The sequence below is a fragment of the Bacillus sp. AFS040349 genome (assembly GCF_002577655.1).
In the GTDB taxonomy this organism is placed as follows: Bacteria; Bacillota; Bacilli; order Bacillales; family Bacillaceae; genus Metabacillus.
The window spans coordinates 39225-61224 of the sequence record NZ_NUMC01000016.1 but is presented as its reverse complement, the minus strand read 5'-3'; the positions used below and the strand labels follow the sequence as shown (position 1 = coordinate 61224).

The window sequence follows — 22000 nt, the reverse complement described above, 5'->3', positions numbered from 1 at the left end:
TCTTCACCTTTGGCATTTTAGATGATGTCACTTCAGCGTCAAGCCAAGATCGCTTGACCCTTTCGCTCCATCATCTACGTGTGTGTTAGGTGAAGAAGGAGTTACTCTGCCATCGCTATAAGCTGATTGCCATTTCTTCAATAAACCCAGTCTCCATATACTGTTTGTTAAATTGAAGAGGAGACATATAGTTTAGGCTACCATGGTATCGACGTTTGTTATAAAACTCTATATACTCATCTACTCTAAGATACGCTTCATCAAAACTGTCAAAAATATATCTCTGGTAACATTCACGTTCAATGATACTATGAAAGGACTCAATAAATGCATTTAGATTGGGTGATTTCGGTGGTATCCTTTCATGGAACACCTTATGGTGTTCACAGAACTCTCCGAAATCATAACTAGTAAATTGGGGCCCATTATCAGTCCGAATTATAAGGCTAAACTTCTCTTCTTCTTGTGGTAAATGCACCTGTCTCTTCAGGAGTGCTTCTTGAAGCATATTTGTTATATCTTTGGCTTTACACACTGGTCCACGGTAATATCCTACGATACAACGGTCAAACACATCAATTGCACAAGCTAAGAAGAAAAATCGACCACTACCGTTTATAGAGCCATATTTTATATCTAACTGCCATAATTGATTTGGTCCATTAATATAATGCTGTTTTGCTAGGCGTCTTGGGAAAGATGAAGCCTTCCTTCTTGGTAATAAAATACCTAGTTCACCACACATACGATATACCTTCTTATGGTTAATGTTAAGGTTGAATGTGTCTCTCAAATATTCGGTGAGCTTATGGTATCCGTAGACACCTTCTTCACCTTCAACAGCTTCCATTAATATTTCTTCAATCTTTTCATCAGGAACCATTACTCCTGTATGAGTCTTTGAATAGCCTGGATAAGGTCGTCCTTTTTTCACTACAGTCTTTTCTTTTTGTTTATTTATATGGTAATAGTACAAGGATCTTGGCACCTCCACTGCTTTTGTCAAAAGTTTTATTGGAAATCCTTCATGAGCCCATAACCTGATCTCCTGAATTTTCTCTTCTAACGAGAATCGCTTTTTTTTAGCAAGTTTCTTAGCATTGCGACTTCCAATTCTTTTTCTCCAAGCAGCTTCATTGCCTGTTGATATTTCTCTTTTAATTCATCTTTTGAAGGATTTTCCGATAATACAGTAGTCCCTTCTTTTTCCATAATCTCTTGAACATCATCTTCGTATTCTTTCATCCATTTTCTAAGTGTCTCACGGGTAATTCCTGCTTTTCTTGCAGTAGATGTTAAATTACCTGTTTCAAGTGCGATTCGTACATACTTCTTTTTTACATCCTCAATTACATCTATCTTCTTTTTAGGCATGTCTTTAGCCTCCGTCATTTAGATACTCTTAGCTTAGTCATAGTTTACTTTTTTTAATATTTCGTGTCTAAATGATTAAGGGGTCTAAAAAGATTCTTAGCATTTATTTGCTCTTTTGCTCTATATATTTGATTTTCGACAAAATCACGAAAAAAGGACCAACATTCACGCATGTCGGTCCTTTTTCTTTATTTCACTTCAAAATTCTCTACTAAAGTAGCTAATGTTCTTGCCATTACGCCAGTTGCACCTGTTGGTCCAAGTTCAGATTTTTGGGAAGTTGTAGCTGTGCCTGCTATATCTAGGTGTACCCATGGAGTGCCTTCAGCGAATTCTCCAATAAACGTTCCTGCCATAATGGCATGTCCTTCACGACCAGGTGAATTGTTTAAGTCGGCCATCTTGCTATTTCGAACACGTTTTTTATCGCCTTCAAATATCGGTAAACGCCAGACTGGTTCATCACATTCGTGTGATGCTTGAAGAACTTGTTCAAAAAACTCCTCATTATTAGTCATAGCACCAGTTGTTTCTGTTCCTAACGCAATAATTACACCACCAGTTAATGTAGCAACATCAACTAAATAATTAGCTCCATGAAATTTTGCATAAGTAATTCCATCAGCAAGCGCCAAACGACCTTCTGCATCAGTATTCAAAACCTCAATCGTTTTTCCACTTAATGAAACAATCACATCATCAGGTTTAAATGCACCACCACTAATCATATTATCTGTAGATGGGATTACAGCTACAACATTTTGTTCCGGCTTCATTTCACCGATGATCTGCATAGCTCCAAGTACAGATGCTGCTCCCCCCATGTCCGTTTTCATCCCGACAATTCCATCCTTTGGCTTAATGGAGTAGCCACCTGTATCATAGGTGATTCCTTTTCCAACAAGACCAATTACATCTGTCCACTCTTCTTTTCCCTGATATTTTAAGACAATCATTTTAGGTGGCTCTTCTGAACCTTTATTAACTGCTAGGAGAGCTCCCATCCCAAGTCGTTCCATATCCTCTTTTTCCAAAACTTCGTATTCAAATTGATATCTTTTTGCTAATTCAATTGAATAAGAAGCAAGCTCTGTAGCTGTTAGAAGATTTGGCGGCATATTAGTTAGCGTTCTTGCACTATTTGTTCCCTCACCAAAAGCATAACCAACTTCAAGTGCAGATTTAATTTCAAGGCTTTCTTCACTTTCAGTTAATACTGAGATAGTTTCAATATTTTTTTCAGGTTCATTTGACTTTTGTTTATAATCTAAAATCTTATAAGTTGATAAGGAAAAAGCTTCTGCAAGAGCATGTGCTGCTTCAACGTCGTTCATTCTTTCATTTGAAAACGTGTCAATCGCTACACTTATATGTTGGAGCTTTGCTTGTTGAATCGTCTGAAATAATTCTCCAAAAGCTCTTTTCACTCGAAAAAATGTAATGTCTGCTTCTTTCCCTAAGCCAACAAAGAAGATACGTTTTACAGCAAGTTTTCCAAGGGTATGTAGTTTAGTAACGGATTTATATTTTGTTGAGAGATCTCCGTCTTTCATTAACTCTGTTATTTGACCATTTAATTTCTCGTCAAGTTCTTTGGCATATCCAGTGAGTTTGCTCGTTTTTTGATATAGCCCAATAACTAATGTATCGTTATCGTTAAGTTCAATTGTATTTGCTGCATGTATAACTTTAAACATTCATAGCACCTCCATTATGTATGTATATCTATTGTATAGTACATATTTAAAAAAGTGTAATAAGACAAATCCAACTAACGAACTTCACCTTATTCTGACAATGTATATGCTATAATGAAGAAAATCTTTTTAACAATTTTCTTTATATTAGGAGTTTTATAATACATAATTGCCCTAAAAACGAAAGGAGCTTAATCTTGGAATTATTGTACAACTTTCCTTTACTCGCTGCACTGGCAGCCATTTTCTTTGCACAGTTTATTAAGGTACCGATTTATTTCTTTGTTTCAAAGAGGCTGGATTGGTCACTAATTACAAGTACCGGCGGTATGCCAAGCTCTCATTCGGCAGCTGTAACTGCACTTTCAACAGGAGTTGCTCTTGATCACGGACTTGGTTCATCCATTTTTGCTATTTCTGCTATCTTTGCGATCATCACGATGTTTGATGCAACAGGAGTAAGACGTCATGCCGGTGAACAAGCAACCGTTCTTAATCAGCTTGTTCTTGACTTTAACCGCTTTGTTGAGGAAGCCAAAGTATGGCCTAAAAAAGCTGAACAAGATAAACAAAAAAAGTTGAAGGAGCTACTTGGACATCAGCCGATTGAAGTGTTTTTTGGAGGATTAACCGGTATTCTTCTTGCACTATTGTTACACTACCTTTTTGTTTTGTAAGGAGGCTTTAAATGAGGCTTATATCCATCTGTCCCAGCAATACGGAGCTTGCAGTTTATCTTGGTTTAAAGGAGCAATTAGTCGCCCTGGATGATTTCTCTGATTGGCCGCTGGATTTATCACATCTTCCACGTTTAGGCCCAGACCTTTCCATTAATATGGATATGTTGGAATCTTATCTTCCTGACTTGGTGCTAGCTTCTCTTAGTGTACCTGGGATGGAAAAAAACATTGAAGAATTGGAAAAGAGGAAAATTCCACATATTGTTTTTAATCCTCAGTCATTTCAAGACATTTGCGATGATCTTCACACATTAAGTAAATTAACCGGAAAGCAAAAGGAAGCTGAAGGTGTTATTAAAGACTTTCAAGCTACTCTTCAATCATATAAGGAAATTTCTGATGGGATACAGAACCCACCTTCCATTTTTTTTGAATGGTGGCCGAACCCAATTTTTTCTCCTGGTCAAATCAACTGGTTAACTGAGCTAAGCAGATTAGCAGGAGCAAGAAACATTTTTGAAGATGTTGAATTAGCTAGCGTGCAGACAACATGGGAAGATGTTCTGAATCGAAACCCAGAATATTTTTGTTTATGCTGGGTCGGAGTTAAGCAATCTAGAATGAAATTGACACATGTACTAAAAAGGGAAAGGGCACAAACCCTTCGAGCCGTTCAAAATAACCAACTCCATTTATTAGAGGAATCATTGTTTTGCCGTCCCTCTCCACGGCTTCTCCTTGGTTTACAAAAGCTCGCCTATTTGTTGCATCCTGATATTTATCCCCGTCCTAATTAAAAGACAAAAAGCTAATGCTCTTTTCATTAGCTTTTTGTCTTATTTTTTATATATTTTTGCCTAAACACTTGCATTGATTCATCTTCATTTAAGTTTTTTAATTGTTCTTCCGTTAATGTTCCATCACCCATTTGAACAACGTATACTTCTATTTGCTTTTTACCCCAATTATTATAAACCTCTTTTACGGTTTCATAATATAAATCTAATTTGTTTCCTTTAATGGCTCCACCCTTGTCCGCTACCACTCCATATCCGTAGCCTGGGATAAAAAGTATGGTACCAATTGGGAAAACATCTAAATCTGCAGCAACTGTCGAATATAGATCTCTTTTTACTTTTACCCCTGAATAGGTAATCCCATAGCTAGGATGATCGGGATGTTTACCAGTAGACTCAACACCTGCCGTATAACCAGTTGCTACCACTTTTCTTGTCGGATATTGAGACCAGTCAATTGCTTCTTCCAGTGAAACTTCTTGATTAATTGCTTCAACACTCGAAGACACTTGTGTTCTAATCGATGGTTCACTGTTCATGGCTTTAAAAGTAAGTCCTAAAAAACGGAAAGTTTCATTTTCTTCAGCTTCAGTGTGTGTATGAACTAGTTTTTCATTAAAATCCTCATTATGATTATAATACCAATTGGAGAGATCTTTAGCCTCAACACCTGAAATTGCGCTATATGTTGTTGTTAATGCTCCCAGAAATAATAATGTCATGATTAGTCTTCTACTAACTCTCTTTATACTGATCATATGTTTCTTAAACACTCCTCTCACAAATCTATTCGTTCCCAGATTGTGAGAAAAGTATTCAAAATGGAGAAAAGTAAATTTTACCATATCTGTTTTTTATTGATTTCTAAAAGCGAAAAAAGCCTGACATTCCGTTGTCAGACTTTTTGGTAGAAAATATATTAAAACATCTGATATCCGCTTTTACGAAGCATTTTAATAATAACCCCTGAGAGAATCGCACCGATCAGTCCGCAGGATAAAATTAATAAATCTGCTAAAGCTAATGACATCATTTTATCCCCTAATTGTGAAAACGAATCACTAGGGCTTCTAAAATACTCTATAAATTTGACGTTATCAACTATGAAAATGCATACAATTGGATACACAATAGCCATAATCCAAGACATGCGTAAAAGCATATTCAATAAAAACCCAATACCAAAAAATAATACTAAAAATAATAACATGGATATTAATAAAACCGGTAAGCTCAACATGCCTATCACCTCCATTACACCACTATTAAGTGTACTGAACTAACGATAGACAGTCAATGCTTTGTCAGTGAACGTTTTATGACTTCTTCCCAGTGCCATCACAGTTATTACATGTTTCAGAGCCACCTAGTATTAGTTGAAAATACCCTTTCCCAGAACAATATGGGCATTCCTTTGTTTCAACCTTTGTTGTGTTCATTTCTGTCTCCCCTTTAGGATAGTAGTGGTTTTTAATAATATACCAATTATTCTGACAATTATAAAGGGAGAAAATCTCACAAAAAGGTTTGTGTAAGCGAATACATTTAAGCTTTTCTTTAAAATCCTCTCTTTATCATAGTATTGTGAATATTATAAAAACATAGTATATGTAGTATATCCAAAATGATCCCCAGGATTAAATTGATCATATTTATTTAACTTTGATTCAATGACGTCAGACGCTAGTTTTGTGATTAAGAGAGATGAATTTTTGTCCTCTACTAACTTTTTAGGATGTATAAAAGCTACTTCATCTAATTCCTCTTCTTGAACCTGTATTTCATTTGAATCTGCAAATAATGAAAAAATGACCATGTTATCACTTATCACTTCTTTTATTACCCCTGAACGAATTCCAACAACTCCAGCTATACTTGCAGAGATGCCTGTTTCTTCTTTAATTTCCCTTAATACAGCCTCATCAATGGTTTCTCCTTCATTAACAAATCCAGCCGGAAAAGACCATTTCCCCTTGAGTCCACCATATTTCTTTTTAACAACAAGCCATTCTCCTTCATGATTAGCCACAATTCCAGATACAGCTAACCATACATTTCCCCTTTTGGATTGAGTCAATATAGAGCCCCCCTTTTTTATTATTTTAACACATAGAGAAATAAAAAAGAGACAAAGGCAGATGCCTTGTCTCTTTTTCACAACTATTATAAAATGTTGAATTTTCCTTTTTTCAATACTAATGAAGGACCGCCAACCATGTATAAAGCACGGTTATCAATCATTTTCTTCATAAATGAAGCTTTAGTACCTACTAATTTTTTACCAAATACAACACCAACTGCATCGTCTTCACCTAATGATGCAACAGATCCTTTAATGTCCGGAGTGAAAGATGCCATTTCTCCACGACCACGAATGGCTGATGCAAGGTTTTTCGCACAAGTTTCACCTTGTTGCATAGCAATTTGCGCTGTTGGAGGATATGGACGATTAATTTCTTCATTAATGATTAACGAACAATCTCCAATAATGAATACATCATCATGTCCCGGTGCACGTAGTTGTGGATCAACTTTTACACGGCCACGCATGTTTTCAAATCCTGCTTCTTCCACAACACTGTTACCACGAACACCCGCTGCCCAAACAACAGTTCCAGCTTTAATTGTCTCTAGTTCTTCACCTTTTGCAACGATGATTCCTTCTTCGATACATTCTTTAATTGCTGTACCGATCATGAATTCTACGCCTTTTTTCTGTAAGTGATTTGTAGCATACTCAACTAACTCAGGATCAAATCCTGGTAATGCTGTTGGTGCTGCTTCCACACAGATAATACGTACTTTTTTAAAGTCAACATCATATTCTTTACAAAGCTCTGGAATTCTGTTTCCAAGCTCTCCTAAGAATTCAATCCCAGTGAAGCCAGCTCCACCGACAACAATTGTTAAACGCTCATCTTTCTTCTCTGCTTCCATGTTATAAGTAGCAAATTGATATTCAATATGCTCACGTAATTGTCTAGCAGAGTCAATGCTTGTGATTCCGAATGCATACTCTTTTAAACCTTGAATACCAAATGTTTCTGGGTGAGCACCTAATGAAATAACTAAATAGTCATATTCAACTTCACCATTTTCTAAAACGATTTTCTTCGCTTCTTTATCGATTGATACAACAGTATCTTGAACAAACTTCACACGATTTGTATCGATAATGTCTTTGATTTGGTAACGAGCACGGTCATGATGTAACGTACCAGCTGAAGCCTCATGTAACCATGTTGTTTCATAGTGATAATCATTTTTGTTCACTAATGTGATATCTGCTTCATCAACACTAATTAATTTTTGTAAACGTGTAACTGTAATTAACCCACCATAACCTGCACCTAATATAACGACTCTTGGTTTCTTCACCGAAATACATCCACCTTTTCTTTTTAAAATTGTTGTAAAGGATCGAATAATGTCTATTACTATATTCGACCTAAAACCACAATTTTATTTTTATTTAAGAGATAAAAACTTTGTGAAAACATTCACTTACCAATGCATACCTTGGTATCTGCTACGTATAATATATATAAATACACCTATAAATCATATTATCCATTCAACAATATTTTTTCAAGTTATTTTTTCTAACAAAAGACTATGTTTTTTTCTTCGTATAATTTACAATACATGGATTTTAGGTACTACATTTATCGAAAGTGTTTTCAAAACGTGAAAAAAGAAGAATTTTGTCTTATGGATTGTCATTCACTTCAAGTGAAAGTTTATGAATTAGCACACAATTAAATTTAGTAAAAGGAGGATGAGATATGAAAGAAGATACTAAAGTTTATGATATTACGATTATTGGTGGAGGTCCTGTTGGATTATTCACTGCATTCTATGGTGGAATGAGACAGGCAAGTGTAAAAATTATTGAGAGCCTTCCACAATTAGGTGGCCAGCTTTCTACATTATATCCTGAAAAATACATCTATGACGTTGCAGGCTTTCCAAAAATAAGAGCTCAAGAGCTTGTAGACAATTTGAAGGAGCAAATGGGTCAGTTTGAGCAAACAGTTGTTTTAGATCAAGCTGTTGAACAAGTTGAGAAACAAGCTGACGGAGTATTCATAATAACCACTAATAATGAAGTTCATTATACAAAGACAATCATTATTACAGCAGGTAATGGTGCTTTTAAGCCTCGCAAACTTGAGCTTGAGGAGTGCGAAAAATATGAGAATCAAAATTTACATTATTTCGTTGATGATTTAAATAAATTTGCAGGAAGAAACGTAGCTATTCTTGGTGGTGGAGACTCTGCTGTTGACTGGGCATTAATGCTCGAGCCTGTTGCAAAAAGTGTAAGTTTAATACATAGACGAGATAAATTCAGAGCACATGAACATAGTGTTGAATTATTGATGAAATCGAAGGTACAAGTTTTAACACCATTTGTTCCTGTCGAGCTAATTGGGGAACAGGCAATTTCTCAAGTAGTATTAGAAGAAGTGAAAGGTGATCGAAAAGAAGTTTTAGAAATTGATGATCATATCGTCAATTATGGATTTGTATCCTCACTTGGACCAATTAAAGATTGGGGTTTAACAATTGAGAAAAATTCAATTGTTGTTAACTCCAAAATGGAAACCAACATTGAAGGAATTTATGCAGCTGGAGATATTTGCACCTATGATGGCAAGGTAAAACTAATTGCAAGTGGATTTGGCGAGGCTCCAACAGCAGTAAACAATGCTAAGGCATTTATGGATCCAAAAGCACGTGTCCAGCCATTACACAGCACGAGTTTATTTAATTAATATAAAAAGCTGTTTACCAAAAAAGTAAACAGCTTTTTCTTATCACTCATGAAAGTCTAGCAATTTTCAGGCGTTCCTGTGTTTGTAGCTGTTCTAAACGAGGATCCGCACCCACAGCTTGCAATGGCATTTGGATTATCAATCGTAAATCCGCCGCCCATCATGGATTGCTTATAATCAATGATGGTTCCCTTTAAAATGGCCGCATCTTCTTTTTTAATAAGAATTGTCATATCGTGTTGTTCAAGGACTTGGTCTTCCTCTGTTATTTCATGCTCAAATCCCATTCCATATGAAAGGCCACTACAGCCTCCACCTTTAACACCAACACGAAGATAGGCATTTTCTTCTTCATGTTCTTTCATCATATCTTTTATCTGATAAGCAGCAGCTTCTGTAATTTTAACAATTTCACTCATTTGAATACCTCCTTGCTTTATGTGAAAGGATCATATTACTAGTATACAACTATTGTATGGACTCACTCAAATAATTGAAACGATGATTATTTTATATAATAGGTTCCAGTACAAATGACTTCTGCAGGACCTGTCATTAACACATTTCCTTCATTTGTCCAATTAATGATAAGATCTCCTCCAGCGAGATGCACAACAGTTTCTTCACCTTGATTAGTATGTTTGTTTAACACGGAAGACACAACTGCTGCACAAGCTCCCGTACCGCATGCCTGTGTAACACCAGAGCCTCTTTCCCAAACTCGAAAATGCAGTTCATTTTCTGACACAACTTCTACAAACTCTACATTAACTCCTTCAGGAAAACGAGGATCTTTCTCAACAATCGGTCCAAATGTTGTAACAGGTGCTTTGTTTATATCATCCACATAGAAAATAATATGAGGATTTCCCATTGAAACAGCTGTTACATCATATTGTTGCCCTGAGAATTCGATTGATTCTGATATGGTTTGTTCAGAACCTTCACCTTCCATTGGTATCTCTGCTTTTGATAAACGCGGTGATCCCATATCAACTGTTATGAGGTTTACTCGGTTTTCCTCAACATGAATAGTTGCTTCAACAAGACCTGACAATGTTTCAATTTTAAATGTTTTCTCTTTTACTAAATTATGCTCAAAGGCGTACTTAGCAACACATCTTAATCCATTTCCGCAATTTTTTCCTTCTGAGCCATCATTATTAAAAATTCTCATTTTAACTTCCGCTTTATCTGAAGGACATATTAAGATAAGACCATCAGAGCCAATCCCTGTATATACATTTGAGACCTGTCTGGCAATGTCTGATAATTGACCTTCTTCAAGTTGTTCCTCAAAAGTATTAACATATATATAGTTGTTTCCTAATCCGTGCATTTTTGTAAATTGAAATGAGTTCATTGTTATCCTCCAAATATCTTCATTTTTATTAGTATAAAATGTTGGAAATCTGAAAACAATATAATTATCCCCCGTTTTATAGAAATATAAGCTTCCTGTTATTCAGGGAGCTTTTATTTTTAACTGCTTCTTAAAATCTAAGCTTACTTTCAAAAAAATATTAGAGGGTATCCCTAAAAAATCCCATAATTTTAATAATAAATAGTCCTTTTTACATAGTTTTCTGATATAATTTAGTTAAATTAGTACTACATGTCCACTCTTGACGAGATAAAGGAGTGATTCTTTGTGAATAATGAACTACATCATTTGTATGATCGTAAAGTTAATTGCTTAATGTGTAAAACCAATTATACTACGAAAAAAGTACTTTCCAGATTTATTCGTTCACACCGGCACGATACAGACTTTTGTTCATATTACACTTCAACAGAAATCAATCCGCTTTTATATTATGTTTCTGTTTGTCCAAACTGCGGCTTTTCTTCCTCTGAGGAATGCTCGACTTATTTTCCTCCAAATGCAAAAGAAATGATTCAACAAAAAATTTGTGACAATTGGAGTGGAAGAAATTATTGTTTTGAGCGTACCGTTGATACAGCGATAGAATCTTACAAGTTAGCCATTTACTGCTCTAGTATAAAAAAAGAAAATCATGTTGCACTAGCTGGTCTTTATTTAAGATTATCGTGGTTATTTCGTACTGAGAAAATTAACCACGAGGAAGAACAACGCTTTTTAAGGCTAGCTCTTGAAGAATATGTTAACTCTTATATGGTTGATGACTATTCAGGAACCCAGCTTTCAGAAATTAAGCTTCTTTATCTGATCGGAGACTTAAGCAGAAGATTAGATCTAGTTAGCCAAGCAACACAGTATTTTTCAAAGGTAATAGAAAAACAAACGGACACTCTTGAAAAAGGTATTGTGCAAATGGCTAAAGATCGTTGGGCAGAAATGCGTGAAGTAAAATCAAGTTAATAAAAAGACTTTAAAAAGCTGACCATTTTTCGGTCAGCTTTTTCAGGTAATCATTCGCTATGTCAAACTCCTTCATGGCCTTTTAATCGCACTTTTCGACAAGTTTTAAAACATAGGATTTTCCTCTAAAAACGTATATATATTTTCAACTAACTCATCTGGGTCATCTCCAGTTACTACTTCTCCATTTACTAAAGCATATAACGAATGTCCACATTTGCCACAATAGCTTAAACATCCGTATTCAATAATATCTAAATTAGGGTCTTTTTCCAGCTTTTCTAACGCTGCCTGAGCCCCTTGTGCTAAATTACTTATACAAAATTCAATAATTGGCTTCATCTTAACACCTCTCTACTGCTTAATCCTAATAGGATTACAAATAAACGTCAAATTTTATTATACTCTATGGTATCTAGCAATAAATACTATATATAACATTTATGTGATGCTTTTTTGTCATTTTTTTAGTTAAAAAAACGAAATAGGATTGTAAACACTAAACAAATAATTCATAATTGTGTTGTACCATAAAGGAAAAAATTTTTAAAATAAAAAGAAAACGTTTTTTTGGAGTAATATTGTTGTAAAATGATTCATTCGTTATCCTTTTAAAATTTCATTTATAAAGATAGGACTAGCCTTAACTATACGTTTCCTTTTTAAAATTTATTTCCTTATTATTCATTTTTATTTGGTTAAAAGAATAGAACATATTGTGTGTATTATTCTTGGCCTTGCAATTATAGTTTATTAAAAACGTGGGGAAAAAGGAGTATCAAAAATGAAGAACCTAGTCATACTTGGCGGAGGATATGGCGGTATGCGCGTACTGCTTCGTTTACTTCCAAATCAATTGCCTGAAGATGTTCAAATTACTCTTATTGATAAAAATCCTTATCATTGTTTAAAAACAGAATACTATGCACTTGCGGCAGGTACTATTTCAGATCATCATATAAGGGTCTCTTTTCCGGAGCATCCTAGACTTCATTCCATTTTTGGAGAAGTAACGTCTGTTGATCTTGAAAACAAACAAGTACTATTAAATGATCACGAGCCTGTTCAATTTGATGACTTAATCATTGGTTTAGGTTGTGTAGATAAATATCATAACGTACCTGGAGCAGATGAATTCACTTATAGTATTCAAAGTATTGATCAGTCTCGTGAAACCTACCAGAAGCTTAATAATTTAAAAGCAGATGCAACTGTAGGAATTGTTGGCGCAGGTTTAAGTGGTGTTGAGCTTGCCAGCGAACTTCGAGAAAGTCGAAAAGATCTTAACATTAAGTTGTTTGATCGTAGCAAGCATATCCTCTCGAGCTTTCCTGAACGTTTAAGTAGTTATGTTGAAAAATGGTTCACAGAGCATGGTGTTGAAATTATTAGTGAAGCTAATATAACGAAGGTAGAACCAAACATTGTCTATAATCATGATCAACCTTTTGAGTGTGATGCGATCGTATGGACAGCTGGAATTCAGCCAAATAAAGTGGTTAGAGATCTTCCTGTTGAAAAGGATAATCAAGGAAGAGTTGTATTAACTGTTCAACATTTTATTCCAAATCACGAAGATGTGTTTGTTGTTGGAGACTGCGCAAGTCTTCCACATGCCCCTAGCGCTCAGCTGGCAGAAGCTCAAGCTGAACAAATTGTCCAAGTACTATTAAAGAAGTGGAACAACGAACCTCTTCCAGAATCATTCCCACCTTTTAAATTGAAAGGTGTACTAGGTTCTTTAGGGAAAAAGCAAGGCTTTGGACTTGTTAATGACAGACCTTTAATGGGCCGTGTACCACGACTATTAAAGTCCGGTGTTCTTTGGATGTATAAATATCATAACGGATAAGAGATCAAAACGGATCATAATACTAGTGAAACATTGATATATTAAGGTTTTTAAAAAACGACTCATTGCAACAAATTGAAATAGATCAAAAAACAGGCGGGGAACGGGCGGGTTTTCTGCCTGTTTTTTTATATGATTACAATCCCACCTAATACCATGACAAATCCTACTCCCCATGTAGCAATCTTACTATTGACCATATTAAGTAAACCCCAAACACCAATACTAACCCCCACCAAGAAAGGTACCGCCATAATATAATCCGCAGCCCAATGTTCAATCCCGCTACCAAGAAGTTTTTCACCTAAATACCCCCATATTGTTGGATAATCATTATTTGCTACTGATCCACGTTCTAAAAACTGACTCCATAAAGATTGATTAACTGTTTGATCAACTACTGGAGTCGGATCTATAAAATCTCCGTTCTCTTTCATTCCAAAATGCAAATGTGGTCCTGTTGAATGTCCAGTATTACCACTTAGGCCTATAACCTCACCTTTATGAATCAATTGACCTTCTTTGACTGAAATATTACTCATGTGACCGTATATCGCTTGCTTTCCATCTTCTAATTGAACGATTACTCCTTTTCCGATATTCTCGTTTCCAAGATCAACAACCCTCTGAACAATGCCATCAGAAACACTTCTAAGTGGTGTTCCTTCATTAAGTGCAATATCTACTCCTTTATGTCCAGTGGGATGTAATTGACTCACTTCACCGTATTTACTGGTGATACGAACAATCATTACTTACACCGCCTTCATAGCATCCACAAGAATGTTTAAGATCATCGGTGTCATATTCACCAGTACATAACCTAATCCAGCACTCATCATAAGAGAATAACCCTTTTCTTTCTGACCGATCATGACCATTATTGCACCACCTAAAACAACAACTGTAGCTATTGGATATGCTAAAGATTGAACTAATACAATTAAAGGATCAAATGCAGTGACCATCTTGTCATACATATCTGCATTGTTTGCCACAACGGTTACAGATTCAGTTCCATGTGCTGATGCAGTTTGTAATTTTGTAAAAGGTGCTATAGCTAATGGAAGAGTGGAAAGTCCAAACGCTAACCCTGCAGGCTTCGCCTTTTCATATGCCTCTAACTCACTTTCGTGAAGTCCTACTGTTTCTCTTCCACGATTCATGAATTCCTTAATGCTTCCTACAGTTTCAATACGTTGTTTAAACATGCTGATCACTCCTGTTAGTTAATGAAAATCTTTAACCGTAAAAACATGAACTTCTAATCCCTCACACAACTCCAGTAGCTGTTTTCTCCTTAATTCTGTTGTAGTTATCCAAATGAATTTAGGTGGACGTTCAAACAGTCCATATTCTATTAATTTTCTGTATTTCTCAACTTTAGTTCTGTTTTTAGTCATCTTTTGAGTGTGATCTACTTCAACAATGTGGAAGACTTTATCTTTCTGGAACAATGCATCACATACAACAGTAGCGTTTTTAATCTCTTTGAACCCCATTTTCACTTCGTTTTTCCAAGTTGAGGGATTACCATATCCGATATAAATTGAATTTCTCATAATGTAATGCCTGGCTTGAATAGTTTTCTTCAGTATTTTATTTGAATTAACTCTTTCTCTTCCTTCTTTATTAAGATAATAAATATTCTCCCCATCTCTAAAACTACTAACATACTGCTCTAAGTTTTTCATAACTTTAGAAGCATTTCTTGCGCTCCCTAAATCATGTAGAATCTGCAATTGTGAACGACTAAGATAACTCAGTTTCTTCAATGATAGGAGTATATTTTCTTCTCTCTGTTGTTTCTTTGCTATCTTCTGCACTTGATTCAACCCTTTCTTTTCGAGGTCTGATATTTATGTGTGGTTGAATGTTTTTTCTGATTTCCTCTTCTTTTATATAAGGCGTCTGTACAATATGCCTTTGATCTGTTATATATAAGGCACGACCTTTAATTCGAGGTAAATCCTCGGCTCCATTTTCATCTAATACAACATTTGACGCTGTAGCATTCCTAACTTTAAAACTTAATTTAGCATCACTATTTTGTTTGCATTGTCTAGGAATAACATCACCAGTAGGATATTGAGTAGCGAGAATCTGTCTAAACCCAAACCCAGCTCCTAACCTTGCAATTTTACTCATATATTGCTGGCACTCTTCTTTTATTGTTTTTTCGCTTTTATGAACAACAACACCATTTTCTCTTATGTCCTTTTTATCAACAGCCTCTTCAGGATTCAACTCTCCTACTTCATCAATGATGACGAAATGTCTTGTTTTTATATTGGTGTCTTGAATTTTCTTTTTCCCTAGCTTTTTAATCTTCTCTTGCATGATTCTCATTTCCTCATAGGCAGTTTTTAGTGTGTTGAGCGCTTCTTCTGGTTCGTATGCAATAGATACAGTCTGTTTGATGTTTTCATAGTCACAAAGCTCAATTCCACCTTTCAGGTCAATTAAATGAAATTTAACATGATCTGGATTGTTAATAATTAACGTTGTAATCATGGAATTAATAAAGTTGGATTTTCCGTATCGAGTAGCACCACCTAATGCTAAGTGAGGATACATTTCAAAATCATGCATTATTAATTCATTACTCCTGTTAACTCCAACTGGTATTTTCCATCCTTTTACTTTTTTTAGTAACTCTTCATCAAATGGGAAATCACTTGTTAACTCTTCATCAAACACTTTAAATTTCAACATGCCATCAAATTTTATTTCCACTTCTTTTTTTAGCTTCTTTTTCTTGTTAAGGATCTTCTTTACTTGCTTAACAACATCACCTTTCCAGTCAATCTCTTCGAAATCACTAAAATAAATATCTGGAACTGTTTTCTTTATATTTAAACCGTCGTTAAAGTTATCAATCTTAGATTGAAATTGATTTACAGATAACCCTTGAGGCATTTGATATACATACTCAGTGTAGTTTTTCTTTCTAGTTTTTCGAAAAATACGAATCTCTTTCCCTTCTTTATTTACCAATCCACAATTCCTTGAAATCCTGACTATTTTTTCGTGATCATTTGAACCCCCTCCTGTTTTTTTATAATAAGAAAAACCAACTAAGCCTCCTGCAAGCATTGATGTAGTTATCTCGAATATCATTAGCCACCACCACCTTTAGGTATACGTAGTATAGTCCCTACTAAAAAGAACTTTTTCTCCTCCACAAACAGTTGCTATAAAAGCCTTTATTAGTTCTAGTTAAAGTTCTAAGGTAGAAAACTAATAAGAACACTCGAAAAGAACACTAATTCGTATAATTAATCGTATTTAATCTAGTAATTTAAAAAGCTTTTTAATTGGTCCATTAATTCGTCTTTCAATTGGTATATTAAATAGTATGGGCAAAGGAAATAAAACTTGCCTGTCCATATACATTTTTGATAACTTTTTTTATCAAAATAGTTAACAGGAGTTATCATAATTGTGTTGAATGGTTATAACTTAAAGGGTGATAGAGTATGATTGTTAATAAAATTGGACGCTTGGCCAACGAAAAAGGAATTAAACATAAGTATTTAGCTAAAGAATGTGGAGTATCTATCCAAACATTTTCAAGGTGGGTTAATAACCATACTCAACCTGATTTGATACAATCGGTAGTGATTGCAAAGATTTTAGGTGTTCAAATCGAAGAATTAGTGGAAATTGAGGGGGAAACACAATGAAAAAGATACTAGTCTTATTGGCCTGCGTCTCTATAGTAGGTTGTAGTAATGATCAAGAAACACAATCTAACCTTGAAGAAACTGAGTTAATTGAAGAAGTGAGTACTGATCAAGTTAATGAGAAACCATCAACTGAAGTTGTTGAAGAAGAGATACCAGAAGAATCATATACTGAAGATGTCTCTATTGAAGAATCCACTTCCACTGAAACTGAAAGTGACATTCTATCAGCAGGAGAAGAAGGTATTATATTAAAAGATGTGTACCTGTCTCTCGGAGAAGATAAAACAAACCTTGATGTCTTTATGGATTACGTAACTGCGAAAGATGTTGAATCAGTTTACCAAATGGAGATAGATGGAAAGATTAAAGTTCTTACTGCAAATACTCCTATAACATTAATCGAGAACGATATACTATCAGTTAAAGTAAAAGTTAACAATACAGGAGACGTAGGTTGGTTGCCATATGAATACGTTGGTAAGAAAAATTAAAAAGGTGATGTTATGAAAGCACCAATACCAAAACACGAAGAAGATCTTATTCATGAGTACATTATGAGAACATATTTACTCGATATATTAGAGAGTGACAGACAAATAATTAAAGCAGCATCGTTTAAATTACATGAACCTTATCTTCATCTTGTTGAAGAAGTTTTAAAGAAAGTTCGCATTGATTTACGTGATATGAAAGCAGAAATGAACAAATTAAAGATTAAAGTAACAGATCAGAAAAGAGTAAACGAAGATTTTGTTCAGTACGATTACTTCGCACATGGTTATAGAGGGTATAACAGATACTGGGACGCTGCATTAAAAATGAAAGGAACAAGGTTATTAGAGAATTATTTCAATGGTTTTAGAACATAACTGTTCTAACTTCAACTTGTTTACATAGCCTTTATTAAAAGGAGGAGGCTTGCAAATGAGGGATGATGAAAAATTAGATGGTTTAATTAAATTGTGTGAGGACCTACAGTATAAAGTTAATTCCAATGATATTAATTGTAGCGAAGAATTTTCTTTAAGATTTTCTTGCGATTTGTTACTTAGAAACATGATAGCACTTTTAGAAATCGAAAAGGGAAACAAAAATTTCTCTCAACATCTTGGTTATTTAGAAAATAATATCCTTGGTACACATGCCCATTTAACTAACGAGGATTTAAAAACTACAAAAAAAAAATACAAAATAAAGATTTAAGCCCCTCCTATGAAGGGCTTTTTATTTTATATTACTTTTTAAATTGTGCAATTGTTATCTCTAATTCTCTAACACGTTTAGCCAATGGAATCATCGCACTCCATAAATAAAAACGGTCTACAGGTTCTAAAGGGTTCTTGCCATCTGTAATACCTAACTCCTTTGCTTCTGCTTGTATCTTTTTCTCCCTATCTGTTAACGGTCTATTTACCACTTGAACCACTCCTTTTGTAGGATTTAATATTTCAAGAATGTATTGCTTCAATTTACCTAAATCAAAGTTTTTACCAGGACATACAGTTGCATCATATTTCTTATGGGGATCAACATCGTTGATAGTTAGAGATTCCTCTTTTATAAGTTGTGCAATTAATTCTGCGCCTTTACGGTATTGCGCTTCAGTAGGATGCTCAATCTCAAAGTTTCCTTGAAAGCTTACTCCTAGAGATTTATCATTCATGCTATTACCTTTGCAATGAGCTCCTACGTTATGACCACGTCCTAATTGAGCCCTTCCATCTTTAGTTACAAAGTAGTTGTACCCAATTCCATTCCAACCCTTACCTTGATGTGATTTGTGAATATCATTAATGTCCCATGTTGGATGTGCTGGATGGTGAACAATAATCTTATTCACACGTTTTAAAGGAGTAAGTGCATATTTGAAATTTAAACCTAAATTTTCTATATACATTACTTTTCACCCCCCTTTTTACTATTAAAAAGAGCCAACCCTTTTTGGATCGGCTCTGGAATACTAATACCTAACTTTATACTGTTTTCTCCAAGTGAAGCAACTTCGTTTATGATAAAAAGAATAGCAACAGCGTTTGGGATAGCTATTCCAATATCTAATCCCTGAAAATCTAAAACAAGATAAATAAGGTTAGCAACTACTATCCATACCCACATCATTCCTTTCTTAACTATTCCCTCATAACCACGCTTACTTGAAATATTACCCCAATTAGCAGCCATTCCTGTAAGAAAATCAAATGTATTCAAAATAAATAATACAGTCAGTAAAATAGACCAACCACCAACTAACCATCCTATTACTCCTCCAACAGCTGCAACACTTTCTTGTAAATATCTCATTTTCTCAACCCTTTCAAGGCATTATAAATAGCCCTCATAAGAGGACTCATTGAACCAAGTATTTTTTGTGTGCTTGTCTTTTTCTCTCTTCTGAAAGTACTGCATATCCTTGGGTAGTTGAAGGGTCAGAATGACCTAGCAAATGTTGTACAGCAACAAGATCAGCACCATTATTAATTGTTAACGTTGCAAAGGTATGCCTCAATGTATGTGGACTTACCATTTTTTCTAGTTTTGCTTCTTTTGCAATGATTCCTATCTCACGTTGTATTCCTCTGTGAGAAAGCCTTCTAAAAGGTTTTCTTTCAGTGACAAACAATGCTTGTTCATCATCTAATCTGTTCATCAAGTATTTTCGTAGATGGTATATAGCCTTGAAAGAAAAATATACTTCACGCTCTTTATCACCTTTCCCGATTACTTTACATGATTGCGTATTAAAATCAATATCTCTTTGATTTAACTGTTGCACCTCGGATAATCGACATCCAGTAGCATACAAAACCTCAATCAATGCACGTTGTCTATTTGTCTTACATGCTTCACGTAACATTTCAAGTTCTTCGATATTAAGAGCTTTAGGTAGCCTCTTTTCCTTTTTTGGTGGTTTTAACTTAGCTGTTGGATCACGATCTAATAACTCTTCAAATGTTAACCATCCAAAGAAACTTTTAAGAACAGATAACTTTCTGCTAACGGAACTCATTTTCAAGTGTTCAAATGATCCCAAAAAGACTCGTATATCTGCTGTACTAATTTCATTTGTTCTTTTCTTGACTTGTTCAGAAAAAATTCTGAGTTCAAGTTTGTAACTATCTAAAGTGTTCTTACTTAACCCTTCAATCTTTTTAGACGAAAGAAATAACTTAATCTTTTCATGTAGATCAGGATGTACTTCATCATTTTCTACTAACTGAACATGGTAAGGAGATATGACTTGAGAAAGTTTGTTCTTGGTCTTTACCACATCAATAGGTACCAATTCAGAAATATAACCTACAATTTCAGAAATTAAATGTTCTCCTGCGTTATTCATATATCTCACTCCTCAAAAGTTATATAACCTATATAACTTAATATACAAACATCTATTCTCATTGTCAACTATAAGTTATATAACTTATAATACTTATAAGGAGTTGAGAAAATGGCAGTCGATAAAACTAAAAACACACAAATATTAGTAACATTTCCTAATGAGTTAGTTGAAGAAATCGAGAAATACTGGCATCTAAACAAATTTAAAAATAGAAATGAAGCTATTCGTAACCTTGTGCAAAAGGGTCTAAAGAAAGAGCAGTCGGAATAATCGAATGCTCTTTTTTATTTATCCTCTTGTTGCGCATAAATTCCCTATTGCTTGGCATTGACACAAATACTGATATATAAGGGTTTATAGCCATTTATAGAGAGTTATAGATAATGATGCGACATAAATTAATTACGTGCAATTGCTGCATTTGCCCACATCATAACTTCTTCTAGTTTAGTCATAGCTAATGATTTCTCGCGGCTATCTGGTAATAATGTGTCTAATGTGTTGGCTAGATGTCTACACTCGTTACGAACTCCCTCGTGTTTTGAAACCGTCTCTTGATCTTTAGGTGGATGATACTTAAAATTATTTTCAATTTGCTTATACATCTAACATTCTCCTTTTTTATCAAAATAAAAAGCACTCAATTATGAGCGCCTTTTTTGTTGCCGATATTCTTCTATCATTTTTTCTTCCTCAATGAATTCATCCATTTTAACTTGTACCCATGTAGAAAACTTGATTCCTTTCTTAGCTGCAAGCCGATAGAACTCATCGAGGGTTTCTGGATCTACTGTGATGTTCACTCTTTTAGTTGCCATCCAACATCACCTCACTTGGTAATTATTGTCTGACAACTTCGAATAAATATCAATACACATTAATACACACTATTGCACATCAATTCCCTGAAGCGCAAAATAAAAAAGCCTACACTGTGTACGCTTCTCCTGTAATTTCTTGATATTGTGTTTCTGTTATCTTGCCACTAGATACAAAGACCTTCACATCACCTTTAGTATAGTAACCTTTGTCATAATAACGTTTTGCAATAGTATAGTAATTCATTATAATACCCCCTTAACAATTAATTCTAATGTTAGATCAGCATTAGCTTGTTCGGCTGAGGCTGCTTGTTGAGTTGCAACGGTCGCTTGCTCTTGTGCTTTTAACATTTCTAGTACAAAGAACGAGTTTTCAGCTTCAAGTTGTGTGATTTTTTCTTCTGGTGATAAAGGACGGTCAATGTATTCATAGTAAAGTTGATTTGCTGAATCTACTTTTAAAATAGGCATTTTTCCTATTTGTTCTTCCATAGTAGGAAGTGACTCAACAAGAAAACCTTCTTTTAATAATTCCTCTTTTGTTTTTCCTAGTCCCTCTGTTTCATCAAACGGCATATGATGAATATAGGATAGTTCTCCATTTTCCACTTTATAAAAAATCATGAAT

The 22000-nt window shown here is 34.7% G+C and carries 32 protein-coding genes; 10 read left to right on the top strand and 22 right to left on the bottom strand.

The annotated features are described in order from the left end of the window. Window positions 1–115 precede the first annotated feature (115 nt). From COD11_RS04440 to COD11_RS04430, 3 genes are all read right to left on the bottom strand, one after another. Entirely contained in the window at window positions 116–1045 is a 930-nt protein-coding gene (locus tag COD11_RS04440; RefSeq protein WP_231309791.1) for an IS3 family transposase, read from the bottom strand. Window positions 1046–1062: 17 nt separating this feature from the next. Then, window positions 1063–1374 carry a transposase gene (locus COD11_RS27240; RefSeq protein WP_098795549.1) on the bottom strand — a complete coding sequence of 104 codons (312 nt, stop codon included), beginning with the start codon at window positions 1372–1374 and terminating at the stop codon, window positions 1063–1065. A gap of 188 nt (window positions 1375–1562) precedes the next feature. Beyond that, complete coding sequence (locus COD11_RS04430; RefSeq protein WP_098795548.1) at window positions 1563–3071, bottom strand: leucyl aminopeptidase; 1509 nt, start codon at window positions 3069–3071, stop codon at window positions 1563–1565. 197 nt (window positions 3072–3268) lie between these two features. On the opposite strand from COD11_RS04430, the gene COD11_RS04425 reads away from it, so the two are divergent. Both COD11_RS04425 and COD11_RS04420 read left to right on the top strand, forming a co-directional pair. Beyond that, window positions 3269–3748, top strand: a complete 480-nt coding sequence (locus tag COD11_RS04425; RefSeq protein WP_098795547.1) for a divergent PAP2 family protein — start codon at window positions 3269–3271, stop codon at window positions 3746–3748. Between the two features lie 11 nt (window positions 3749–3759). Beyond that, entirely contained in the window at window positions 3760–4548 is a 789-nt protein-coding gene (locus COD11_RS04420; RefSeq protein ID WP_098795546.1) for a cobalamin-binding protein, read from the top strand. 26 nt (window positions 4549–4574) lie between these two features. On the opposite strand, the gene COD11_RS04415 is transcribed toward COD11_RS04420, so the two are convergent. The 5 genes from COD11_RS04415 to COD11_RS04400 form a co-directional block, all read right to left on the bottom strand. Further along, window positions 4575–5306, bottom strand: a complete 732-nt coding sequence (locus COD11_RS04415) for a 3D domain-containing protein (protein WP_098795545.1) — start codon at window positions 5304–5306, stop codon at window positions 4575–4577. 161 nt (window positions 5307–5467) lie between these two features. After that, a complete protein-coding gene (locus COD11_RS04410) occupies window positions 5468–5788 on the bottom strand; it encodes a YuiB family protein (RefSeq protein ID WP_098795544.1) in 321 nt (106 codons plus the stop codon). Between the two features lie 76 nt (window positions 5789–5864). After that, window positions 5865–5987, bottom strand: a complete 123-nt coding sequence (locus COD11_RS26685) for a YuiA family protein (protein WP_176550973.1) — start codon at window positions 5985–5987, stop codon at window positions 5865–5867. Between the two features lie 152 nt (window positions 5988–6139). Beyond that, on the bottom strand, window positions 6140–6625 hold the full coding sequence (locus COD11_RS04405) for an NUDIX domain-containing protein (protein WP_098795543.1): 486 nt from the start codon (window positions 6623–6625) through the stop codon (window positions 6140–6142). A gap of 86 nt (window positions 6626–6711) precedes the next feature. Beyond that, window positions 6712–7926 carry an NAD(P)/FAD-dependent oxidoreductase gene (locus COD11_RS04400; protein ID WP_098795542.1) on the bottom strand — a complete coding sequence of 405 codons (1215 nt, stop codon included), beginning with the start codon at window positions 7924–7926 and terminating at the stop codon, window positions 6712–6714. A gap of 407 nt (window positions 7927–8333) precedes the next feature. Here COD11_RS04400 and yumC point away from each other — a divergent pair, with 407 nt between their 5' ends. After that, complete coding sequence (gene yumC / locus COD11_RS04395) at window positions 8334–9326, top strand: ferredoxin--NADP reductase 2 (RefSeq protein ID WP_098795541.1); 993 nt, start codon at window positions 8334–8336, stop codon at window positions 9324–9326. 56 nt (window positions 9327–9382) lie between these two features. Here the strand turns inward: yumC and COD11_RS04390 are convergent, their stop codons facing one another. Both COD11_RS04390 and dapF read right to left on the bottom strand, forming a co-directional pair. Next, window positions 9383–9745 carry a HesB/IscA family protein gene (locus tag COD11_RS04390; protein ID WP_098795540.1) on the bottom strand — a complete coding sequence of 121 codons (363 nt, stop codon included), beginning with the start codon at window positions 9743–9745 and terminating at the stop codon, window positions 9383–9385. 86 nt (window positions 9746–9831) lie between these two features. Next, a complete protein-coding gene (dapF, locus tag COD11_RS04385; protein WP_098795539.1) occupies window positions 9832–10689 on the bottom strand; it encodes a diaminopimelate epimerase in 858 nt (285 codons plus the stop codon). Window positions 10690–10977: 288 nt separating this feature from the next. On the opposite strand from dapF, the gene COD11_RS04380 reads away from it, so the two are divergent. Beyond that, window positions 10978–11670, top strand: coding sequence for a DUF2225 domain-containing protein (locus COD11_RS04380; RefSeq protein ID WP_255301532.1), 693 nt, complete (start codon window positions 10978–10980; stop codon window positions 11668–11670). 105 nt (window positions 11671–11775) lie between these two features. On the opposite strand, the gene COD11_RS04375 is transcribed toward COD11_RS04380, so the two are convergent. Beyond that, on the bottom strand, window positions 11776–12012 hold the full coding sequence (locus tag COD11_RS04375) for a YuzB family protein (RefSeq protein WP_098795538.1): 237 nt from the start codon (window positions 12010–12012) through the stop codon (window positions 11776–11778). A 442-nt stretch (window positions 12013–12454) separates the two neighbouring features. Here COD11_RS04375 and COD11_RS04370 point away from each other — a divergent pair, with 442 nt between their 5' ends. Further along, window positions 12455–13522 (top strand): NAD(P)/FAD-dependent oxidoreductase, encoded by a 1068-nt coding sequence (locus tag COD11_RS04370; RefSeq protein ID WP_098795537.1) that lies wholly within the window; start codon window positions 12455–12457, stop codon window positions 13520–13522. Window positions 13523–13650: 128 nt separating this feature from the next. On the opposite strand, the gene COD11_RS04365 is transcribed toward COD11_RS04370, so the two are convergent. Genes COD11_RS04365 through COD11_RS04350 form a run of 4 tightly spaced genes read right to left on the bottom strand, consistent with a single transcriptional unit; the run spans window position 13651 to window position 16642 of the window. After that, window positions 13651–14274 carry a M23 family metallopeptidase gene (locus COD11_RS04365; RefSeq protein ID WP_098795536.1) on the bottom strand — a complete coding sequence of 208 codons (624 nt, stop codon included), beginning with the start codon at window positions 14272–14274 and terminating at the stop codon, window positions 13651–13653. Between the two features lie 3 nt (window positions 14275–14277). Further along, complete coding sequence (locus COD11_RS04360) at window positions 14278–14733, bottom strand: hypothetical protein (protein ID WP_098795535.1); 456 nt, start codon at window positions 14731–14733, stop codon at window positions 14278–14280. Between the two features lie 18 nt (window positions 14734–14751). Continuing rightward, on the bottom strand, window positions 14752–15258 hold the full coding sequence (locus COD11_RS04355; RefSeq protein ID WP_255301534.1) for a replication-relaxation family protein: 507 nt from the start codon (window positions 15256–15258) through the stop codon (window positions 14752–14754). A 16-nt stretch (window positions 15259–15274) separates the two neighbouring features. Then, window positions 15275–16642, bottom strand: a complete 1368-nt coding sequence (locus COD11_RS04350; protein ID WP_098795533.1) for an FtsK/SpoIIIE domain-containing protein — start codon at window positions 16640–16642, stop codon at window positions 15275–15277. A 359-nt stretch (window positions 16643–17001) separates the two neighbouring features. Between COD11_RS04350 and COD11_RS04345 the strand changes: the two genes are divergently transcribed. From COD11_RS04345 to COD11_RS04330, 4 genes are read left to right on the top strand one after another with little or no spacing between them, the layout of a single operon-like run. Continuing rightward, window positions 17002–17208 carry a helix-turn-helix transcriptional regulator gene (locus COD11_RS04345; RefSeq protein ID WP_098795532.1) on the top strand — a complete coding sequence of 69 codons (207 nt, stop codon included), beginning with the start codon at window positions 17002–17004 and terminating at the stop codon, window positions 17206–17208. Then, on the top strand, window positions 17205–17702 hold the full coding sequence (locus COD11_RS04340; protein ID WP_098795531.1) for a hypothetical protein: 498 nt from the start codon (window positions 17205–17207) through the stop codon (window positions 17700–17702). Before COD11_RS04345 ends, COD11_RS04340 begins: the two co-directional genes overlap by 4 nt. Window positions 17703–17714: 12 nt before the next feature. Then, complete coding sequence (locus tag COD11_RS04335) at window positions 17715–18080, top strand: YhjD family protein (protein ID WP_098795530.1); 366 nt, start codon at window positions 17715–17717, stop codon at window positions 18078–18080. 55 nt (window positions 18081–18135) lie between these two features. Continuing rightward, window positions 18136–18414: a hypothetical protein gene (locus tag COD11_RS04330; protein ID WP_098795529.1), complete on the top strand. Its 279-nt coding sequence runs from the start codon at window positions 18136–18138 to the stop codon at window positions 18412–18414. A 31-nt stretch (window positions 18415–18445) separates the two neighbouring features. On the opposite strand, the gene COD11_RS04325 is transcribed toward COD11_RS04330, so the two are convergent. From COD11_RS04325 to xerA, 3 genes are read right to left on the bottom strand one after another with little or no spacing between them, the layout of a single operon-like run. After that, on the bottom strand, window positions 18446–19108 hold the full coding sequence (locus COD11_RS04325) for a peptidoglycan recognition protein family protein (RefSeq protein WP_098795528.1): 663 nt from the start codon (window positions 19106–19108) through the stop codon (window positions 18446–18448). Beyond that, window positions 19108–19512, bottom strand: coding sequence for a phage holin family protein (locus tag COD11_RS04320; RefSeq protein ID WP_098795527.1), 405 nt, complete (start codon window positions 19510–19512; stop codon window positions 19108–19110). Before COD11_RS04320 ends, COD11_RS04325 begins: the two co-directional genes overlap by 1 nt. 46 nt (window positions 19513–19558) lie before the next feature. Then, window positions 19559–20548: a site-specific tyrosine recombinase/integron integrase gene (gene xerA / locus COD11_RS04315; protein WP_098795526.1), complete on the bottom strand. Its 990-nt coding sequence runs from the start codon at window positions 20546–20548 to the stop codon at window positions 19559–19561. A 111-nt stretch (window positions 20549–20659) separates the two neighbouring features. Between xerA and COD11_RS26680 the strand changes: the two genes are divergently transcribed. Further along, window positions 20660–20821, top strand: coding sequence for a ribbon-helix-helix domain-containing protein (locus COD11_RS26680; RefSeq protein WP_176550972.1), 162 nt, complete (start codon window positions 20660–20662; stop codon window positions 20819–20821). Between the two features lie 128 nt (window positions 20822–20949). On the opposite strand, the gene COD11_RS04310 is transcribed toward COD11_RS26680, so the two are convergent. The 4 genes from COD11_RS04310 to COD11_RS04295 all read right to left on the bottom strand — a co-directional run bounded on the left by COD11_RS04310 (window position 20950) and on the right by COD11_RS04295 (window position 21996). Further along, window positions 20950–21156, bottom strand: coding sequence for an Acb2/Tad1 domain-containing protein (locus COD11_RS04310; RefSeq protein WP_098795525.1), 207 nt, complete (start codon window positions 21154–21156; stop codon window positions 20950–20952). Window positions 21157–21195: 39 nt separating this feature from the next. Further along, window positions 21196–21369: a hypothetical protein gene (locus tag COD11_RS26675; RefSeq protein WP_098795524.1), complete on the bottom strand. Its 174-nt coding sequence runs from the start codon at window positions 21367–21369 to the stop codon at window positions 21196–21198. 109 nt (window positions 21370–21478) lie between these two features. Beyond that, complete coding sequence (locus COD11_RS04300; RefSeq protein WP_098795523.1) at window positions 21479–21616, bottom strand: XkdX family protein; 138 nt, start codon at window positions 21614–21616, stop codon at window positions 21479–21481. Next, a complete protein-coding gene (locus COD11_RS04295) occupies window positions 21616–21996 on the bottom strand; it encodes a hypothetical protein (RefSeq protein ID WP_098795522.1) in 381 nt (126 codons plus the stop codon). Before COD11_RS04295 ends, COD11_RS04300 begins: the two co-directional genes overlap by 1 nt. Window positions 21997–22000: the final 4 nt, after the last annotated feature.

Coding starts and splice junctions, on each gene's coding strand:
- COD11_RS04310 (WP_098795525.1), bottom strand. CDS start 21,156: ATGTATAAGCAAATTGAAAATAATTTTAAGTATCATCCACCTAAAGAT.
- COD11_RS04350 (WP_098795533.1), bottom strand. CDS start 16,642: ATGATATTCGAGATAACTACATCAATGCTTGCAGGAGGCTTAGTTGGT.
- COD11_RS04330 (WP_098795529.1), top strand. CDS start 18,136: ATGAGGGATGATGAAAAATTAGATGGTTTAATTAAATTGTGTGAGGAC.
- COD11_RS26675 (WP_098795524.1), bottom strand. CDS start 21,369: ATGGCAACTAAAAGAGTGAACATCACAGTAGATCCAGAAACCCTCGAT.
- COD11_RS27240 (WP_098795549.1), bottom strand. CDS start 1,374: ATGCCTAAAAAGAAGATAGATGTAATTGAGGATGTAAAAAAGAAGTAT.
- COD11_RS04345 (WP_098795532.1), top strand. CDS start 17,002: ATGATTGTTAATAAAATTGGACGCTTGGCCAACGAAAAAGGAATTAAA.
- COD11_RS04415 (WP_098795545.1), bottom strand. CDS start 5,306: ATGATCAGTATAAAGAGAGTTAGTAGAAGACTAATCATGACATTATTA.
- COD11_RS04335 (WP_098795530.1), top strand. CDS start 17,715: ATGAAAGCACCAATACCAAAACACGAAGAAGATCTTATTCATGAGTAC.
- COD11_RS26685 (WP_176550973.1), bottom strand. CDS start 5,987: ATGAACACAACAAAGGTTGAAACAAAGGAATGCCCATATTGTTCTGGG.
- COD11_RS04370 (WP_098795537.1), top strand. CDS start 12,455: ATGAAGAACCTAGTCATACTTGGCGGAGGATATGGCGGTATGCGCGTA.
- yumC (WP_098795541.1), top strand. CDS start 8,334: ATGAAAGAAGATACTAAAGTTTATGATATTACGATTATTGGTGGAGGT.
- COD11_RS04360 (WP_098795535.1), bottom strand. CDS start 14,733: ATGTTTAAACAACGTATTGAAACTGTAGGAAGCATTAAGGAATTCATG.
- COD11_RS04300 (WP_098795523.1), bottom strand. CDS start 21,616: ATGAATTACTATACTATTGCAAAACGTTATTATGACAAAGGTTACTAT.
- xerA (WP_098795526.1), bottom strand. CDS start 20,548: ATGAATAACGCAGGAGAACATTTAATTTCTGAAATTGTAGGTTATATT.
- COD11_RS04430 (WP_098795548.1), bottom strand. CDS start 3,071: ATGTTTAAAGTTATACATGCAGCAAATACAATTGAACTTAACGATAAC.
- COD11_RS04375 (WP_098795538.1), bottom strand. CDS start 12,012: ATGAAGCCAATTATTGAATTTTGTATAAGTAATTTAGCACAAGGGGCT.
- COD11_RS04420 (WP_098795546.1), top strand. CDS start 3,760: ATGAGGCTTATATCCATCTGTCCCAGCAATACGGAGCTTGCAGTTTAT.
- COD11_RS04340 (WP_098795531.1), top strand. CDS start 17,205: ATGAAAAAGATACTAGTCTTATTGGCCTGCGTCTCTATAGTAGGTTGT.
- COD11_RS26680 (WP_176550972.1), top strand. CDS start 20,660: ATGGCAGTCGATAAAACTAAAAACACACAAATATTAGTAACATTTCCT.
- COD11_RS04325 (WP_098795528.1), bottom strand. CDS start 19,108: ATGTATATAGAAAATTTAGGTTTAAATTTCAAATATGCACTTACTCCT.
- COD11_RS04365 (WP_098795536.1), bottom strand. CDS start 14,274: ATGATTGTTCGTATCACCAGTAAATACGGTGAAGTGAGTCAATTACAT.
- COD11_RS04320 (WP_098795527.1), bottom strand. CDS start 19,512: ATGAGATATTTACAAGAAAGTGTTGCAGCTGTTGGAGGAGTAATAGGA.
- dapF (WP_098795539.1), bottom strand. CDS start 10,689: ATGAACTCATTTCAATTTACAAAAATGCACGGATTAGGAAACAACTAT.
- COD11_RS04390 (WP_098795540.1), bottom strand. CDS start 9,745: ATGAGTGAAATTGTTAAAATTACAGAAGCTGCTGCTTATCAGATAAAA.
- COD11_RS04410 (WP_098795544.1), bottom strand. CDS start 5,788: ATGTTGAGCTTACCGGTTTTATTAATATCCATGTTATTATTTTTAGTA.
- COD11_RS04295 (WP_098795522.1), bottom strand. CDS start 21,996: ATGATTTTTTATAAAGTGGAAAATGGAGAACTATCCTATATTCATCAT.